We start from the raw sequence: 18,779 nt of genomic DNA, 5'->3' as shown, positions 1-18,779 counted from the left end.
TCCCCCTTTAGGGAGTTAGGTGGCTCTTACTCCACGTTCTTAGCCGGCTGCTCTGCTTCCGGCTTCTCATCGTAGTCGTTAAGGTTATACTTGCGAATCAAACCTAAAACCTGCGCACCCCATTTACGGCTCGCAGCATAACCACTGTGTTGTATGCCTTTAACCCAACCTAAATAATCATAATGGGTAAATTTATCGGCCAGGTGGCTAAATTGCTTACGCTGTGTCATTACACGGGCAAAGTCTGCAAAAGAGTCGTCGTCAGAATCATACTGCTTGTATGACGAATGGATCTTCTTTTTACCTACAAGTGAGGCCTGGCTTTTACCCTTCATGCCGAAGTGATTATTCATGGTACGGGCAATTTTGCTGTTACCATTACCACTCTCATGCATGGCAATTGCCAACACGATACTTGCAGGCACACCACTTTCATGCATAATGCGCACCGCATTATCCTTAAACTTTTGAATGTATGACTGTGAAGTGTTTTTTTGCGCGAAAGCGCCAAATGAGGTTACTAATAGAAATACAAACAGTAAGATTTTCTTCATAATTTACTTTTTTCGAATGAGCAGTATGCCATCGCGGACAGGAAGTATCAGCTTCTCTACCCTTGTGTCTTTGGCTACCAGGTCATTCAGTTTGCGGATATTTTGTGTATCGGCATCATTTGCTTCGCCATACACCTTTCCCTTCCACAGAACGTTATCAATTATAATTAAACCTGCCGGTTTTACTTTTGGTATAACGCTTTCAAAGTAGTTGATATTGTTCTTCTTATCGGCGTCGATAAAAACAAAGTTAAACAAATTGTCTTCGAATTTCAAAATCCTGGGCAGCGCTTCGCCCATGTGCAGCCTTATCTTGTCGCCGGTTTTGGCCAGTTCAAAGTTCTTACGGATCAGCGGTTCCATCTCCGCATTCGCCTCTATCGTATCTAAAACGCCGTTTTCTGCAAGCCCTTCAGCCAGGCAAATAGCCGAGTAACCGGTATATGTTCCGATTTCTAAAATTCTTTCGGGCTGCATCATTTTACTCAGCATACTTAGCAGCCTGCCCTGGTAATGGCCCGACAGCATGTGCGGCTTAAGCACCTTCACATACGTTTCGCGGTTGATGGTCTGCAAAGCCTCAGGTTCAGCGTCACAATGGTTATCAAGATAGTTTTGAAGATTTAGATCGAGGATTTCCATCCTACAAAGATAAAGCCCCGTCCCGCCTGCTTCAAAGGAGAGGGCTTTAATTTATTTTGGGACAGCGTTCAACTCCCTCTCCTTTGGAGAGGCTCGGAAGAGATCTCTATAAATATGCTTTCCTCTCCAACCACCCCTGCAGCAATATCGTCGCCGAAATATTATCCACCAGCGCCTTGTTCTGCCGGGCTTTTTTATTGATGCCGCTTTGCAATATCGCTGCCGATGCCATTTTAGAGGTAAAGCGTTCGTCGAACATTTGCACCGGAATATCGGGGAAGGTTTTCTTTAATAAATTCACAAATCCCTTAACATGTGGCGCCGACTGTGAGGGTGTGCCATCCATTTGTTTCGGATCGCCCACGACAAAGGTTTCTACCTGCTCTGTTTGCAGGTACCGCTTCAAAAAATCAATGATCTGATTTGGGTGAATGGTATCCAATCCGTTGGCTATCATCTGCAGCGGGTCTGTCACCGCTATGCCTATGCGCTTTGTGCCGTAATCAAATGCCATTACTCTCATTAGAGAAGATATGAGATTTGAGATGTGAGATTTGAGATAGCTATCGGCATGCTATCAAAGATAAACAACCATTGTATCGTAAACTAATTTTTGTCTTGGTTCCCGGCTCTTGATTCTTGGCTCTATTTGCTACCTTGCACCAATGCAGTTCAAAGAAATAGTCGGTCAGGATGCAATTAAACAACGTTTAATTAATTCGGTTACAGAGAACCGGGTAAGCCATGCGCAGCTATTTTTAGGTCCCGAAGGTGCGGGCGCTTTGTCGCTGGCCGTAGCGTACGCGCAATATTTATCGTGCGAAGACCGCCAGCCTGGCGACTCATGCGGGGTATGCAATTCGTGCCGCAAATACCAGAAACTGGTACACCCCGACCTGCATTTTTCTTACCCGTTTTTTGCCAAACATAAAGAGGATACGGCTATTACTTTCATCGAGCAATGGCGCGAAGCTTTTTTAGCCAATCCGTATCTTAATCTGGATATCTGGCGGGGATACCTGGATGCCGAGAACAAGCAAGCCAACATCAATATTGCCGAGTGCCATCAGATCATCAAGAAATTAAGTTTTAAGCCGTTCGAGTCGCAATACAAGATACTGATCCTGTGGTTGCCCGAGTACCTGGATAAAACCGGCAACTCACTGCTGAAGATCATAGAGGAGCCCCAGCCAAATACCTTGTTCTTGCTGGTTGCCCAAAACCAAGACCAGATATTGAATACTATCCTGTCCCGTACGCAACTGATAAAGATCCCTTGCTTAAGCTACGGCGAGGTTAAAGATTATCTCGTAGAGAACGGTCAGCCGCAGGGATTGGCAGAACAGGCAGCTTACCTGAGTAATGGAAACCTTACAGAGGCTATCCAATCGCTGCAAAGCCATGACGATAACCACCACACCTTATTTTTACAGTGGTTGCGTTTATGCTTTGCCAACAAGGGTTTAGAGATGATAAAACTGGTCGATCAGATGGCAAAACTTGGCCGCGAAAACCAAAAGAACTTCTTGCGTTACGGCGTCAGCTTTTTGCGTGAGTGTTGCCTGTTGCAAACCGGTGGCGAAAAATTAGTGCACCTGCCGGCAGAAGAATTAGATACGGCACAAAAAATGGCGAAAGTTATTTCTGTCGACGCGGCTGCGGCTATCACTAAAGAATTGGAAAAGGCGCATTATCACATCGAAAGAAACGCTAATCCAAAAATCTTATTTTTAGATGTATCTTTACAGATTGTAAAGTGCTTACATTTTAAATCGCTCCCGAAAGGGACTCAATATATAACCTAAATATGGGATGTGGAAGTTGCTCAACAGGCGGTTGTACGCCTGCAGGGTGCAAAAGTAACGGCTCATGCCTCACCAATGGCTGCAGCAAACTGGATGTTTACGATTGGCTGTCTAACATGGATATGCCATCAGCATATAAAGCCTTTCCTATTGTCGAGATCAAATTCAAAGGGTCACGCAAGGATTTCTATTTAAATACCGACAACACTTACCTGGAAAACGGCGAACTGGTGGTGACCGAAACGCCAACCGGCGGCTTCGATGTGGGCCACGTTTCTGTGACCGGCGAACTGGTGCGCATGCAAATGGTTAAACGCCGCGTTAGCGAAGAAAGCGTTTCTAAAAAGATACTCCGTAAAGCTACCCCTGCCGACGTTGATAAATGGAAAGCGGCTAAAGACCTGGAGTGGGAAACCATGCACCGGGCACGCAAATTGGCTTTAGAACTTGGCTTGCAAATGAAGCTGAGCGACGTTGACTACCAGGGCGATAAATCAAAGGCAACGTTTTATTATACTGCCGAAGGCCGGGTGGACTTTCGTGAGCTGATCAAACGTATGGCAGAGGCATTCCGCATACGGATAGAGATGCGCCAGATAGGTATGCGCCAGGAAGCAAGCCGTTTGGGTGGTATCGGATCATGCGGCCGCGAGTTGTGCTGCTCTACCTGGCTTACCGATTTTAAAACGGTATCTACATCCGCGGCACGCTATCAAAACCTGTCGCTTAATACCCTGAAACTTGCAGGGCAATGCGGTAAGCTAAAGTGCTGTTTAAACTATGAGTTAGATACTTACATGGATGCGCTAAAGTACATCCCTGATAATGTAAATTACCTGAAAACTAAGAAAGGCGATGCCCGCCTGCAAAAGACAGATATCTTTAAAAAGCTGATGTGGTTTACTTACCCGGGCGGCGAGGATTGGATTCCCTTGCATATTGATAGGGTAAAAGAAATTCAGCGGATGAATAAAGAAGGCGAGTTGCCCGAAGATCTGGGCGAGCCTGTTCAGCTGGAAGAGAAAGCAGCCGTTAAAGTATTTGATTACGAAAATGTGGTTGGCCAGGATAGCCTTACCCGCCTGGATGATCGCAACCGTAACCGCAATAAGAATAACAACAACAACCGCAATGGCAAGCCGGGCAACAACCAGCCCCGCGACGGCCAGCGTAATGACCGAAACCAGCGCGGTGGTAATAACGAACGGCGCGCAGATAACCGCAACCAACAGCGCGACCAACGCCCGGCGGATGGCGAAGCAAATCAGCAACCGCGTCAGCAAGGCGGCGGACAGCAAGGCGGCGGAAATAACCGTAATCAACAACAGCAACGCCGGGGCGACGAAAACCCTAACCAACAGCCACGCCAGCTAAATGCAGGTCAGCAGCAAGGGGGCGAACGCGCAGAAGGGAGCAATAATAACCGACGAAATAACAACCGCAGGCATCGCGGCAACCGTAATAGGCCAAGGCCGGGGGGCGGCGGCACACCGCCTGCAAGCAATTAAATTACTTTCGTCATCCCGAACTCGTTTCGGGATCCCACCAGATATACAAGTAATGTTATCGAGATAAGAATATGGAAGACCTAAGAATGGGATGCCGAAACAAGTTCGGCATGACCTTTATTCCTTGCAAATCTTTAGCAATCATATTATTGTCAATGACAGGGTTCCTTTCAGGCTGCACCGATCCAAACGTGGTTATAGATCAAACCAAAGAAATAAGCAATCGCAACTGGTCTTATGTCAATAAGATCAAATACGATGTAAACATTACCGATGCTGATGCCCGTTATAACCTGTACCTGAACTTGCGGGTAACCGGCGATTACAAATACGCAAACCTTTTTACGCTTGTAAGTCAGCGCGGACCGGATGGCAAGAAAAGTGTTGTCCGTTATGAATTTAAATTGGCCAACCCCGATGGCGAGTGGCTTGGCAAAGGCACAGGCAATATTTACAATTACCAAAAACTGTTTCTGCCCCAATACAAATTCCCTGCAAAAGGTATTTACCATATAGAGATAGAGCAGAACATGCGCGATAATCCGTTACGCGAGGTAAGCGATGTGGGCTTGCGTGTCGAGAAAATAAAGTAAAACTGTTTTCCGTAAATGGCTGTTGTCTTTTGAAATAAACTGCCATGAAAAAGCTGCTGATAATCGCTTCTGCCGTAATTACAATAACTGCCACCGCTTGCAACGGCAGTAATAAAACAGGCGGCGCAACCCGCGATTCAAGCGCGAGCCACGGCTATTCGGGCCCCTCAAATAACGGCGGGGCAGGTGGCAGCAGCGCATCAATAGGAGCGTCGAGCGTTGGTACGGATACCAGCAAAACCGGCAAATCTACCACAGAACCAACTGTTGATACCGCGGTAAAAAAGAAACCATAAACACTACCATTTTGGCAGCACATGTACGGGTGGCCATCGCCATAGGGGCGGCTATTTGTTATGTTAAGTAGCAATTGCAACTCGCTTATAATCAATGATATACAACTACGTTACTGGTTTTGTCGACTACAAATTTGACTTATAAGTCATATTACTTGCGTTCATCGCCATACTATCGCCACCCCATCGCCATGTGCGGCTCCTGCAACCGTTAGGCTACAAAATCTTTACAGACAAAAGTGGACGCTTGCAGAGTGATATAAAATCCTGTATGCCTGAACGATTCCTAAAATTTTTATTAAGTACGATTTATAACTACATTCGTTTGCTAATTTTATTATCAAATGGATGTGACCATACTAATTGTTGCGGCTTTGGTTTTGGTAGCGGGGATAATCCTTATGCTGCGATCTGCCAAGGGTTCTGATAAGGACGAAGCGAGCCGTTTAATTGCCGATAACAATAACCTTCAGATCGCGCTGGCCCGGGCAGAGGAAAAGGCAACTGCTTTTCAAAATGAGCTTATAAAGAATGAAGGGCGTTTTGAAAACGAGAAGAGCAGCCTTATAGCAGACTTGAGTAACGAACGTTCAAAACTTGCGCAAGCATTGCAAGCCATTGAGCGCGCAGAGGCTACACAACAGGCTCAACAAGAAAAACTGCAGGAACAAAAAGCCGAAGTAGAAAACACACGTCTGCACTTTCAGCGCGAGTTTGAAAACATTGCAGAAAAACTGTTAAAGGAAAAATCAAAGGAGTTTACAGATGCTAACCGCCTAAACCTGGATAACGTCCTCAGTCCCCTGAAGCAAAATTTAAAAGCCTTTGAAGAGAAGGTTGAGAAGGTTTACAATGTTGAAGCCGCCGAGCGGAATATCCTGAAAGGCGAGATCAATAAATTGATGGAGCTGAACCGACAGATCAGCAATGAAGCCAGCAATTTAACCAAAGCACTTAAAGGCGATAACAAAAAGCAAGGTAACTGGGGCGAGTTTATTCTCGAGAAAGTTCTGGAACGCTCGGGCCTGACCAAGGACCGCGAATACCGGCTGCAGGCGGCGCACCAATCGGCAGATGGCAGCCGATATCAGCCCGACGCTATCATTGACCTGCCCGACAATAAGCACCTTGTCATCGACTCAAAAGTTTCCCTCATTGCCTATGAGAAACTGGTGAATTGTGAAACTGATGATGACCGTAAGCTATTTGCCCGCGCACATGTAGAATCGCTGCGTGGCCACGTGCGCAATTTGTCAGACAAAAATTACCATGGCTTGGATAAAGTCAATTCGCCCGACTTTGTGTTGCTCTTTGTGCCGATCGAATCGTCATTCAGTTTTGCAATACAGGTAGATGCCGACCTGTTTACCGATGCTTGGGAGCGCAGGGTAGTAATAGTTAGCCCGTCTACCCTATTGGCAACCTTGCGTACCATTGCCGGGATGTGGAAACAAGAGCACCAAAACCATAATGTGATGGAAATTGCCCGCTTAAGCGGCGATATGTACGATAAGTTTGCCGGGTTTTTAAAGGACTTTGAAATTGTTGGACGAGGTATAAGAACAGCACAAGACAATTACGACGAGGCCGTGAAGAAATTATCAACCGGTCGCGGCAACTTGACAAGTACTGCTGAAAGGATTAAAAACCTTGGTGCTAAAACGAATAAACAGATCGATAGCAAGTATCTGATTGAGGAAGCGGAGTAATTGGCTTTGTAAGTTTCATTGTTGGTGACAACACCAACAATGGCTCTGATAGTAAAAATTTGTCATCTCGAACGCAGTGAGAGATCTTCTGCTTAATACATTTTCGCGCTATATTACAGAAGAAGATTGCTCCTCGTGCCTCGTTGAATGACAAATTTAGTGAAGAGATCTTCTGCTTAATACACTTTCGCGCTACACTAGGGACGAAGATTTCTCCTCGTGCCTCGTCGAAATGACAAACTTTATAAGTCATCTATTCACCATCAACCCTTTAACTTCAAAAGTTAAACGTCGCTTTGGGTCGGTTTTATTGTGGTGCTGTTGTTTACCACGCACTGTGTCACCAGCCATGTGCTGCAGGTCGTCTGCTATAAAATCTTTTTGAGCTACGCCCTCAATGATCACTTCGCGCCCTTTAATATCTTTTGGCAGGTTTACGTTCGCATCTTTAAAATGGGCCGCGATAACTTTGCCGTTCCCCGCGTCCATATCAAACCAGCCCCCTGCACTTTTGGCCACGTTCAATATCTTGCCTATGATGACTGTTGTTGTGCGTGTGCGCTTACCCATAAAAGTTTCAATTTTATCAGCTGGCATGCCGCCTGTTACAGATGGCTTAGTGCCAAAAACCATCCCATGAGGCAACGGTGTATGGTGCTGCGCAAATGCGCAGTTTGCCAGAAATATGATGAAAAGGATGAGAAAAGTATTTTTCAAATTCATATGCGGTTAACAACAAGCCATTTAAATCGTTTTTACATTTTAATGCGTCAAACAGACACTTGTTTCCAAAATGTTAATTCCATGTTTTTTTTATGTAACCTACCGCTCTTAATTGTCCGGCAATCTTATCTATAATTTATAATTGGTTAACACACTGTTTATTATGAGCATATACGTGCAGCGTTTCTTTGCGGGTATTAAACGCCCTTATGAAACGTATTTACCCCCTACTAATTTTATTACTACTAGCTACTGTAACTCAGGCGTTTGCCCAGGGAGTTATTAAAGGTAGCGTGATCGACCAAAAAAACGGAGAACCCCTGATTGGTGCTACTATCTCCGTTAAAAATGAATCGACCGGAAAAAAGATCTCAACCAGCGTTGGCCTTGACGGAAGCTTTGTTTTCCGCAATCTTAGCGCGGGCAGTTATGAAGTTGAAGCGCACTATGTGTCTTACAAAGACGAGAGCAAACACGTAACTGTAAGAGACAATGAAACTGCTACCGTAACCTTAAACCTTGGGGTTAAGAGCCGCGAGCTTACAGAAGTAAGTATTAGAGGACGTGCTGCCGGCGGCTCAGACCAATCTGCCCGACGGGTAGAACAACGCTCTGACCAGATGCTGAACGCGGTATCCGCGCGCAGTATCGAAGTATCGCCGGATATTACGGTTGCCAACGTTACCCAGCGTGTATCGGGCGTTTCCATTCAGCGCAGCAACAACGGTGAAGGCCAGTACGCCATCATCCGCGGTATGGAGAAACGGTATACCTATACGTTGATCAACGGTTTTAAGATCCCGAGCCCGGATAATAAGAACCGTTACGTACCGCTAGATATCTTCCCGGCCGACATTATTGACCGCCTGGAAGTAAACAAATCGCTAACCCCAGGCATGGAAGGCGACGCTATTGCCGGTGGCATTAACCTGGTACTAAAAGAAGCCCCCGAAGATTTCACCGTTCGCGCTAATTTGGGCGTTGGCCTTGCACAAAGCAATATTGACCGTGGTTTCACGAAATTTGGCGCTAACAGCAATACATATCGCTCGCCACGTATTTTAAACGGCGACAATTACAATGCTAATATTGGTGATTTCTCAAACGCTGGTCAGCGGTTTAGCACCTCTAAATTACCCATAGGCGCCATAGGCAGCCTAAGTATAGGTGGCCGTTCTGCCGATAAAAAATTCGGTGCATTGGTATCGCTAAGCTATCAGGATGTAAACAAAGATACACGTGGCGTATTCTTCCAGGGCGATGTTGACCCGGTAACAAACGCCCCTGTCTTGACAGATATCATCGCGCGTCGTTACAGCACCCAGCAAGAACGCACAAGCGCCATAGCCCGTTTAGACTACCGTTTTAATAACCGTAACAAATTGATTTTCGACGGTGCATTTATTAATCTGGCACAAAACCAGTACCGTTATTCTTCTGATACCAGCCTAAACCTGGCTCGCACAGGGATTGGTCAGGGCCGTGTTACAGAGGCGCCCCGCAGTATCCGTAACGTGCAAAAGATCTACAATTTCTCTTTGCATGGCGAGCATAAGCTAACCGATAATTTGGCCATTAATTACACCGGTATTTATTCAAAGGCGACCAATATCGAAAACAGGTATTCGCTGGCGCTCATTACCGGCCGTACATTACAGGCGAACGGCTCTGTATTGCAGCAGCCCACAACGATCGACGCGTTAAAGGGTCAAACGCAAACCTTTGCTTATAACACAGACCAGGACAAAAGCGGCTTCCTGAATTTAGTTTACTCGCCGAAAATCGGCAACACTGTTGTTGATTTCACTTTCGGCGGGATGTATCGTAACAAAACCCGCAACAGTACCTATGACCAATATACTTTAGGCTTGCCGCTAAGCAACTCTACCCAAACTTATAACGGTAACATAGATGCAAATACATTCGCGGTATCAAGTTTACAAGGAACGGCGTCAGACGCGCTGAACTACAATTTCACCGAAAATATCGGCGGCGCTTACGCCCAATTCAAATTCCAGGTTGGCAAATTGCAGGCTATAGGTGGCGCTCGTTATGAGCATACCAGTCAGAATTTTGTTGACGGACTTCCGGTTACGCAAGCGGGCAAAACAGGTTCTATCAGTTATTATGATGTATTACCAAGCTTAAACTTGAAATACATGATAGACAGCCGCCAAAACCTTCGCGCGTCTTACTACTCTGCCATAAGCCGCCCTAACCCATATGAGTTAGTGCCGCACACAACCGGCGACCCCGACGCGGATTACCAGGAAGTTGGCAACCCCTCATTGAAACGCGCTACGGCTGATAACTACGACATCCGTTATGAGTTTTTCCCTAAAGGTTTAGACCAGTTCCTTGCAGGTGTGTTTTATAAACGCATTTCAAACCCAATTGAATACTCATTGGTAAAACCGGGTACCGGCCTTGATTACGTATTACAGCCTGGCAACTTCGGTAACGCAAATAATTACGGTTTTGAATTAGATGTGACCAAGTATATCCGCCACTTCGGGGTACGCGCGAACTATGCTTTTACCCAATCTGATATTACTACAAGCAAACAGCAGAAATTTAAAGACGCTAACGGTAATAATACATTCCGTTTAGTTGACCAAACCCGCCCTCTGCAAGGCCAGTCTAAAAATATAGGCAACCTGTCATTCCTGTACAAAGACACCAAAAGCGGTTTAGACGCGCAGGTATCGGCGGTTTACACAGGCGAACGCATCAACAGCGTTTCACCTTACCTGGATAATGATGTATGGCAAAAAGGTTTTGTAACGCTCGACGTTTCTGCCGAGAAGAGGATCACCAAACACTTCTCTATTTACGCTAAGGCTACCAACTTAACCAACACACCTTTCGAGCTATTTATTAAACAACCTTATCCGCCGCTAGGCCCTGCAGGCACTACCGGCCAGGCAATTGAGTTACAATCGGCAGGTAAGAACACATTTGTTCGTAAAGACACCTATCAGCAATACTACATACTTGGGGTACACTATAAACTTTAAGAGTTAACAACATGAAAAAGAATTTACTTTACATTATCGCTGTGCTAACCCTGGGTTTAGCATTCAGCGCATGCCACAAGGCCGAGTTAGTAAACATCTCTCCGGCGTTGGTATCTACGGCAAACGCCATCACTTCTGATACCTTAAAAGGTACCATTAAAGGCACATTGCTTAAAAACAAAACCTATTACTTTAAAAGCGATATCACTGTTAATGATGGTGATACCCTTTTGTTGCAAGATGGGGTGCACCTTATCGCTATTGGCGATGGCCTTACCCCGGCTACTTCGCCCGAGATATTTATGCACGGCACATTCATCAGCTTAGGTACTTCTGATAATCCGAACTTCATTACCACTAAAAATGCAGCAACATTGCACGCCGAGGCTGCCGCTCAAAAGTATGATAACGCCTTATTTGGCTGGTGGGGCGGTATAACTTGTACCCCTGCCGCAGCGACTGCATCGAAACCTAACCCGCAGGGTGGCGACGCGATCATCAAGTGGACGCATATCGAATTTGCAGGCGCGAACGCTGGCAGCGCTGATGATCAGTCTTTTTACGCAACCGGCTCGCCACGTTATAACATGTATTTCGCGAACATTACCAAAAACCTGATCATTGAGGATTCCTGGTTCTTTGGCGCGAAGGATGATAACATCCGTGTGTCTGGTGGTAAAGTGTCTATTATGCGTAACACCTTTGAACTTTGCGGCGGTGTAGGCGGCGAGTTTTTTAACATGAAAAGCGGTACTGTTGGCGACCTTGCTTATAACATGTGTATTGGCGCTGCAACAAACGCTTTAAAAGCATCAGACGCGGGCACTACAGGTGTACAATGTAATGTAAATATGTACAACAACACCATGGTTAATTGTGGTTTCCGCCAGACTAAGACAGGCCGTGGTGGTTCTATCAATTATGAAAAAGCCGCACGCGGAAAGATATATAATAACCTGATCGTTAACTGCCGCTTTGGCATCCGCATTACCAGTGACGCCGACGTGCCAAACGTTGCTTACAACAATACCGGTTTTTACGCGTACTCTGCTGCTATTGCTGCTCAGTTTTATTCTGTGGACGGCATAGGCGTTAAACAGTCAGGCGATATTCTATCAACCACACCACAAGCCAACAACCCAATGTTCTATGGTTACGATGTAAACACCTATAACTTTACAGCTAACCCGGGCCCAATTGTTGCCAACCTGCAGCCTTATTCTTTAATTGCCATTAACACCGGCAACTTTAAGTTGCAAGGCAGCTCGCCCGAAATTGGTAAAGGTAAAACAGATTTTACACCGCTTGGCTCTGTAACTACAACAGGTATTTATGGTACAACCATCACCGCTCCGGGTAAAGACATTGGCGCTTACCAAAATGACGGTACCGGCAATCAGCACTAAAACCTGATATTTGCTTAATGGCAAAATTTAAAATATTAGTGGTGATATTACTGGGCAGCTGCTTTCACAAAGCAACTGCCCAGTCTTGTAATACAGCATACCTGGGTACAAAGACGCTTTATAAGACACCGTCAAAAGCAAAGCGAGATATCCCTTCAGGTTTTAAGGTTGTATTTGTTAACCACCTTAACCGGCACGGTGCGCGGCATTTAACAAAGGATGTAAATACCAGCTTTGCCTGGGGATTTTTAAAAAAAGCAGATAGCCTGCAAATGCTTACCCCCGATGGCGTACGCTTGTGGCAAACTATTGTAAAGCTAAACAAGGTTGAGCATGGCAACGTTAAAAACATATCCGGCGAAGGCAAAACAGAGTTGTATGAACTTGGCGAACGCTTATACAATAACTACTCCGAAGCATTTAATAAGCCGGTTAAGATCAACTTCGCCATCACTAAAGAGATACGCACCCGCCAAAGTGCAGATGCTTATTTAAAAGGCCTGAAAAGCAAAATTAAAGACAGTATAATTATCACCGACCGGGTTGATGACACTAACCTTCGCTTTTATGATCTGTCGCCTGCTTATACCAAATACGAAACTGAAGGTGCTTGGATTGCCAACCTTGACAGCCTTAAAGTACAACTAAAATTGGCTGACATGGAGCAACGCATAGCAGCCCGGTGGCTAAAGCCTGCATTGCTACAGGATTTAAAAATTGCGCAGACGGATAAGCTGATCAGCGATGTGTTTGGCTTTGAAAGCATTGTTTACTCCGTAAAGGATGAGATAGGCGCGGCAGGATTTAGCTTTACTGACGTAGACCTATCGACGTTTTTCACTTGCGATGAACTTACTGCCTTAGGCAAAATTGACGCGGCTGAGGGTTACTATCAAAAAGGCCCCGGCTTGGACAATAATGGCATACAGGTAAAGATCGCTGCCCCGCTGTTGGCCGATTTCATTAAAACTACGGACGCCTTTATCAAAGCGCCTAAATACAATGCCGAACTACGTTTTGCTCACGCGGAGACAGTTTCGCCGTTTGCCGCGATAATGGATGTAGAAAACGCAAGCAAACATGCGGCGTCATCTTTGGACATAGATAAGACATGGAAACCCGGCGATATCATCCCGCTAAGTGCAAACATAGATTGGGTACTTTACAAAAATGCTAAGGGAAAGTATCTTATGAAATTTTTGCTCAATGAAAAGCCGGCTAAGATCAACGGTATAAAGCCCGCCACCGGTTATTACTTTGACTGGCAGATCGCAAAGCAGCATTACCTCAAAAAATTAATAGCCCTGGGCGCTTTTTTAAATGGTAATATGAATGAGTATCTTTCGGGACTCAAATAATTGCTGATGAAGACAAGCTTATTCGGGCGGATAATGCCCGGTAACAATAAGACATTTTTTAACCTGTTTGATGACGCGGCGGCGACGGCGCTGGAAATGGCCAGCCTGCTTTATCAGTCTGTTTCTTCAGCAAACCCGCAGGACCTGAAGATGAACTTTAATGTCATCAGCCGCTTAAAAGAGAAAGGCAATAACATTAAGCGCGAAATGTATGCGCTGTCCGGCCAGGCTTTCATATCTCCATTTAGCCGCGATGATATGTACGCTTTGTCATCAGCACTGAATACGCTTTCAGATTTTATAGATATCGCTTCCCGACGGGTTAACTTTTACAATATTGTTGTGACCGAGCCTGTAAAGGAATTGGCCGGGCTGATAGTGGATTGCTGCAGCGAGTTAACAAAACTAATTGTCGAGCTACAGGACATTTCACAATCTGAAGTGATCGAAGCCCACGTAGAAAACATCAAAAAATTAGAGCACCAGGCAGACATTGTCAACAATAAAGCCATGTCCGCACTTATAGAAAAAGAAACAGACCCGCTGGAGATCATGAAATACAGCGAAATATTCTCGGTCTTAGAGCGCGCTACCGACAAGTGCGAACTTGTGGTGAACGTTATCGAAACGGTTATCGTTAAAAACTCTTAAGTCAGGTTTTCGGGCTGTGGCAGGCTTACGGTAAAGGTGCTCCCCTTGCCAGGCGCGCTTTCAATGCGCATAGTGCCGTCAAGGGTATCAACTAAATGCCTTACCAGGTTAAGCCCAAAGCCGAAACCCTGTTCGCCGCCGGTACCATCTGTAGATTTGCCTTTACCTTGCAGTATTTGCGCAATTTTTTCCTGGCTCATGCCTACACCGTTGTCAGTTATCGATATCAGCAGGGTATTTTGATCTGCCGCGGTTACCATGCTCAAATCAACAGTTATCCGCCCATTTTCGGGGGTAAACTTCATCGCGTTAGAGATGATATTGCCAATGATTTGCAGCAGTTTGTTTTTCGAAAAAGGAATGTTCTGTCCTTCGGGATGTACTACTATTTTAAAGTCGATATTTTTATTCACCGCCTGTGGTTCATATAACTCCCACAGTTTTTCTTTAAGTAAACCTAAATTAAATTCATATTGCCCGGGCTGTGCGGTTTGCATTTTACGCTGGTCGGCAGTTAAAATATCATTAGCTAATTCAAGTACGGAATTGGCGCTTTTATCAATCATCGACACGTATTCCAGCACCTCGTCCATGGTGCCGTCTTCGCCCTGTTCCTGTATCATGTTAGCGAGTCCGATAACACCACTCAGCGGTCCGCGTATGTCGTGTGCCACACGGCGCTTACTCTCATCAACCTCTTTTAAACGGTAATGAAGGTCTTTGATGATCTTGGCGGTTTTTAGCCGCGTTACAATTTCTTGCGCAATGATCTTCAGCATTTCGGCTTTCTCGCCGCTTATCTGGTGTTCTTGTGCATCTAAAACACAAAGTGCGCCAATGTTTTGACCATCAGCAGTGAGCGGTACGCCGTAGTAGTATCGTAACTGATCGCCTCCTTTTACGTAATCTTTATCTGCAAAGCGGTCGTCCCCGGCAAGATCTTTCACTTCAAATGGATCATCACCGGTTATAGTGTATTGGCAAACGCTGTCTTCGCGCGGCATGGAGCTAACGGCAAAACCTTTGCCCGAAACAGACCACTGCGTGTAATTGTCGATAAGATTAATGATGGAGATAGATGTACCGGCAATCTTAGCGGCCAGCGTGCTTAAGTCTTGAAAATCATTTTCCAAACTGGTATAATCAACATCCAGTTCGGCTAGAGTTAGTACCCTGTCCATTTCGTTTAAGGGCATAGGCGCTGTAGTATTCATCATAAAAGGTAGTGTCGTAGTAGCTAAATACTAACGATTGTAAAAGCAAAGTAGTTTCAGCAACACTAATTTACAAAATTTTTAATTGTCCGTGTTCTCTATGTATCGTTTAAAACTCTGATGCACCGCCTCGCAGAATTTCAGCTGCATTGCGGATGGAAGCTCTGCAACGGGTTCAAAATGTTCGGTTATCGTGACCGGATTGTAGCCGCTAAAGTGTACCTCACTCTTGCGGCCGTCTGTAAGTGTGTAGGTTAGTAACTGTTGCGGGATCACCTTATCGTAATAGCCTTCAAAATTAAAATGTTCACCGCCGTCTTTCTTCGCCATCGCAAACAGAAATCTACCGCCTTCGCGAACGTCGTTTTCTACGTGCAAATTTTCCCAATCGGCATCGCAGTTATTCCATTGTTTAATATCGTCGGGATCATTCCAGCAATTCCATACTTTTTCAAGCGATGCTTTAATTTCAACAATGGCTGTCAGAACGTTTCGGCCTGGTTTGTTCATAATTTATGTAGTTTAAAGCAAATATAGTCCGCTGTTCAACCACGATTAGGGGAAAATACCGACAAACTAAGCAGTCAAAAGCGACAAGATTTGAATAATTTGTAACTGATTGCCCAAAACCGTAACATTTTCAATAGAATAAATTGATATATAATCTTTTAAAGCAAATAATTTCTATTTTTCCTAAACACAACTAAACTAACTATTGACAATGAAGCATTATTTACCCTTAACAGCGCTTGCTATACTATCCTTCAGCGCAACAGGTTATTCGCAAAACCGCGGCGGCGGTGGCGAAGGCGGTCCACGTACTACGGAAAACCGTCCGCCTGCATCCATCGGTTCATTCACCCAAAACTTCAAGAAGTATGATGGCTTCTTTAACTTTTATTATGACGAGAAGAGCGGTAAGGTTTACCTGGAAATAGATAAGTTTGGTACAGACTTTTTGTATTTCCGGTCGTTGGTTGATGGTGTGGGCAACGGCGGACCTGAACGCGGACAGGCTTCATCTGTCATCACTCGTTTCACACGCGTGGGCCCGAAGATATTTCTGGAGCAGCCCATAAGCAATTACCGCGCAGTTAATGGCAATGAGGATGAAAAGAAGGCCGTAGAAAACGCTTTTGCCAAATCTATTCTCTGGGGCTTTACCCCTGCGGCGGTTGACGGCGATAAGGTTTTGGTAGATTTCACACCATTCCTGGTTCGCGATGCAAGCGGCATAGGTGCAACTATCGGTACCGGGCGTGGTAACCTGGGTAGCGCGATCGCGGCGGGTAACAGAGGCGGAGGCGGTGCCGCAGGTGGAGGTTACCGTTTAGACGACAGCCGGTCTGCCATTTACATCGACAATACAAAAAACTTCCCCAAAAACAGCGAGTTCGAGGCGGTGCTTACCTTTACGGGCGGTAGTGCCGGCGGTGGTTTTGGGCGCGGAGGAGGTGTAGCCGCCGACCCTACAGCGGTTACCTTCCGTATGCACCAGGCACTTATACAACTACCTGATGATAAGTTTAAGAAACGCAAGTTTGACCCGCGAAGCGGCTTTAACCAGTTTAGTTATTATGATTTTTCTGCTCCCATTACCGAGCCGATCCTTAAACGATTTACTGCACGCCACCGGTTAGAAAAAAAGACCCCCGGCGCGGCAATGAGCGAACCTGTTGAACCGATAGTATACTATATTGACCGTGGAGCGCCTGAACCTATCAAATCTGCTTTAATTGAGGGTGGGTCGTGGTGGAACCAGGCGTTCGAAGCGGCCGGTTACAAAAACGCGTTCATCGTTAAGGAACTACCTAAAGATGCAGACCCGATGGATATGCGCTACAATGTGGTGAACTGGGTTAACCGCTCGGGTAGTCCGGAGAGGGCATTCTCTTACGGCTCGTCATACATAGACCCGCGTACCGGAGAAATACTAAAAGGTGTAGTGACCCTTGGCTCTGACCGTCACCGCCAGGATTACCTGATAGCCGAAGGCTTACTGCAGCCATATGCCGATGGTAAGCCGGTTTCGAAAGCGATGGAGCAAATGGCGCTGGCGCGCATCCGCCAGTTATCAGCGCATGAGATAGGCCATACACTTGGCCTATACCACAACTTCACCAGCAGCACACATGACCGTGCGTCTGTAATGGATTACCCGTTCCCGCGCTTTAGCATGAAAGCAGATGGCACAATAGATGTCTCGAACGCTTATGCGAAAGGCATTGGCACTTGGGATAAGCGAGCGATAACCTGGGGCTATTCTGATTTTCCAAAAGGATCTGATGAAAATGCCGCGCTTGACAAGATCATGAAGGAAACGCTGGCACAAGGACACATCTTTATACCGGATATCGGCGGCGGCGTTCATCCGCTATCGCACCAGTGGGATGATGGCGTAAACTCCGTTGATCAGCTGACTAAATTGATGACCATCCGTCGTCACATCTTAGATAATTTCTCAGAGAAGGCCATCCGCGAAGATGCGCCCATGGCAACCCTCGAAGAAGTATTGGTACCGATGTACCTGCTGCACCGTTACCAAATAGAAGCGGTAGCTAACTCCATTGGCGGACTGTATTTTACACATGCGCTAAAAAACGATGGCGAAACCGTTACAAAAATGGTAGAGCCGGCTGAACAATGGCGCGCTATCGACGGACTTATCGCTACAATAAGCCCAGATGCCTTGGCTTTACCAGAGGCTTTGATCGCTAAGATTCCGCCGCGCCCTGTAGGCTACCCATCTACCGTTGAAACTTTTGGCGGCCATACAGGGGTAACCTTCGATCCTATTGGTGCCGCCGAAACCGCAACCAACGCGACTTTAGGCTACCTGCTCGACGCCAATCGCGCGGCAAGATTAATAGAATTTCAGTCGCGCAACGGCGAGCAGCCGGGCTTTATGCCAATGGTAGATAAATTATTAGCTGCCACCTGGAAGGCACCGCTTGAACCGGGTTACAAAGGCGAACTACACATTTTGGCGAATAACCTTACGTTAAAATATCTGCTGCAATTGGCGGCAAACACCCGTGCAGGTGAAAACGTACGTGGTGAAGCGTTGCTTAAAATAGCCGAGCTAGCCGAATGGATGGGTGGCAAAGCATCAACATCATCACCTAAGCAAAAAGCTGCAATGTACTTTGCACTGTCGCAAATAGATGAGTTTAAAAAGAACCCTGACAAATTTCAGCCTGCCGATGCTTTAGACATGCCGCCGGGTGCACCTATCGGTATGCCGAGCAACGAATTTGAATGGTAGCCCTAAAATGATTACAGAATATTTTAAACCCCTTTTCT

The 18,779-nt window shown here is 45.9% G+C and carries 16 protein-coding genes; 10 read left to right on the top strand and 6 right to left on the bottom strand.

Going from position 1 to position 18,779, the window contains the following annotated elements:
• Positions 1-26: 26 nt before the first annotated feature.
• From GO620_RS15905 to ruvX, 3 genes are all read right to left on the bottom strand, one after another.
• Entirely contained in the window at positions 27-554 is a 528-nt protein-coding gene (locus GO620_RS15905) for a glucosaminidase domain-containing protein (protein ID WP_157524757.1), read from the bottom strand.
• Positions 555-557: 3 nt separating this feature from the next.
• A complete protein-coding gene (locus GO620_RS15900; RefSeq protein WP_157524755.1) occupies positions 558-1,196 on the bottom strand; it encodes an O-methyltransferase in 639 nt (212 codons plus the stop codon).
• Positions 1,197-1,302: 106 nt separating this feature from the next.
• A complete protein-coding gene (gene ruvX, locus GO620_RS15895) occupies positions 1,303-1,719 on the bottom strand; it encodes a Holliday junction resolvase RuvX (protein ID WP_157524753.1) in 417 nt (138 codons plus the stop codon).
• A 142-nt stretch (positions 1,720-1,861) separates the two neighbouring features.
• Between ruvX and GO620_RS15890 the strand changes: the two genes are divergently transcribed.
• The 5 genes from GO620_RS15890 (at position 1,862) to rmuC (ending at position 7,107) form a co-directional block, all read left to right on the top strand.
• Positions 1,862-3,001 (top strand): DNA polymerase III subunit, encoded by a 1,140-nt coding sequence (locus GO620_RS15890; protein WP_157524751.1) that lies wholly within the window; start codon positions 1,862-1,864, stop codon positions 2,999-3,001.
• 2 nt (positions 3,002-3,003) lie between these two features.
• Positions 3,004-4,509 carry a PSP1 domain-containing protein gene (locus GO620_RS15885; protein WP_157524749.1) on the top strand — a complete coding sequence of 502 codons (1,506 nt, stop codon included), beginning with the start codon at positions 3,004-3,006 and terminating at the stop codon, positions 4,507-4,509.
• Positions 4,510-4,580: 71 nt separating this feature from the next.
• Positions 4,581-5,102, top strand: a complete 522-nt coding sequence (locus GO620_RS15880) for a gliding motility lipoprotein GldH (RefSeq protein WP_244139426.1) — start codon at positions 4,581-4,583, stop codon at positions 5,100-5,102.
• Between the two features lie 44 nt (positions 5,103-5,146).
• Positions 5,147-5,398 (top strand): hypothetical protein, encoded by a 252-nt coding sequence (locus GO620_RS15875; RefSeq protein WP_157524747.1) that lies wholly within the window; start codon positions 5,147-5,149, stop codon positions 5,396-5,398.
• Between the two features lie 344 nt (positions 5,399-5,742).
• On the top strand, positions 5,743-7,107 hold the full coding sequence (gene rmuC / locus GO620_RS15870; protein ID WP_157524745.1) for a DNA recombination protein RmuC: 1,365 nt from the start codon (positions 5,743-5,745) through the stop codon (positions 7,105-7,107).
• 249 nt (positions 7,108-7,356) lie between these two features.
• Here the strand turns inward: rmuC and GO620_RS15865 are convergent, their stop codons facing one another.
• Positions 7,357-7,830 (bottom strand): DUF4920 domain-containing protein, encoded by a 474-nt coding sequence (locus tag GO620_RS15865; RefSeq protein WP_157524743.1) that lies wholly within the window; start codon positions 7,828-7,830, stop codon positions 7,357-7,359.
• A 209-nt stretch (positions 7,831-8,039) separates the two neighbouring features.
• Here GO620_RS15865 and GO620_RS15860 point away from each other — a divergent pair, with 209 nt between their 5' ends.
• The 4 genes from GO620_RS15860 to GO620_RS15845 are packed head-to-tail and all read left to right on the top strand — an operon-like array spanning position 8,040 to position 14,262.
• Positions 8,040-10,847 carry a TonB-dependent receptor gene (locus GO620_RS15860; protein WP_157524741.1) on the top strand — a complete coding sequence of 936 codons (2,808 nt, stop codon included), beginning with the start codon at positions 8,040-8,042 and terminating at the stop codon, positions 10,845-10,847.
• A gap of 11 nt (positions 10,848-10,858) precedes the next feature.
• Complete coding sequence (locus GO620_RS15855; RefSeq protein ID WP_157524739.1) at positions 10,859-12,253, top strand: hypothetical protein; 1,395 nt, start codon at positions 10,859-10,861, stop codon at positions 12,251-12,253.
• Positions 12,254-12,270: 17 nt separating this feature from the next.
• On the top strand, positions 12,271-13,611 hold the full coding sequence (locus GO620_RS15850) for a histidine-type phosphatase (RefSeq protein WP_157524737.1): 1,341 nt from the start codon (positions 12,271-12,273) through the stop codon (positions 13,609-13,611).
• Between the two features lie 6 nt (positions 13,612-13,617).
• Positions 13,618-14,262 carry a DUF47 domain-containing protein gene (locus GO620_RS15845; RefSeq protein ID WP_157524735.1) on the top strand — a complete coding sequence of 215 codons (645 nt, stop codon included), beginning with the start codon at positions 13,618-13,620 and terminating at the stop codon, positions 14,260-14,262.
• Here the strand turns inward: GO620_RS15845 and GO620_RS15840 are convergent.
• Positions 14,259-15,458: a GAF domain-containing sensor histidine kinase gene (locus GO620_RS15840; RefSeq protein ID WP_198173546.1), complete on the bottom strand. Its 1,200-nt coding sequence runs from the start codon at positions 15,456-15,458 to the stop codon at positions 14,259-14,261. The two genes, GO620_RS15845 and GO620_RS15840, sit on opposite strands and share 4 nt — an antisense overlap.
• 99 nt (positions 15,459-15,557) lie before the next feature.
• Positions 15,558-15,986 carry an SRPBCC domain-containing protein gene (locus tag GO620_RS15835; protein WP_157524732.1) on the bottom strand — a complete coding sequence of 143 codons (429 nt, stop codon included), beginning with the start codon at positions 15,984-15,986 and terminating at the stop codon, positions 15,558-15,560.
• A 211-nt stretch (positions 15,987-16,197) separates the two neighbouring features.
• On the opposite strand from GO620_RS15835, the gene GO620_RS15830 reads away from it, so the two are divergent.
• The gene (locus GO620_RS15830; protein WP_157524731.1) at positions 16,198-18,741 is read left to right on the top strand and encodes a zinc-dependent metalloprotease; all 2,544 of its coding nucleotides are present in this window, start codon (positions 16,198-16,200) and stop codon (positions 18,739-18,741) included.
• The last annotated feature ends 38 nt before the right edge of the window (positions 18,742-18,779 follow it).

The sequence above is a fragment of the Mucilaginibacter ginkgonis genome, from assembly GCF_009754905.2.
Lineage (GTDB): Bacteria > Bacteroidota > Bacteroidia > Sphingobacteriales > Sphingobacteriaceae > Mucilaginibacter > Mucilaginibacter ginkgonis.
Note: the sequence above shows the minus strand (reverse complement) of the source record. Positions and strands in the feature narration are given on the sequence as shown.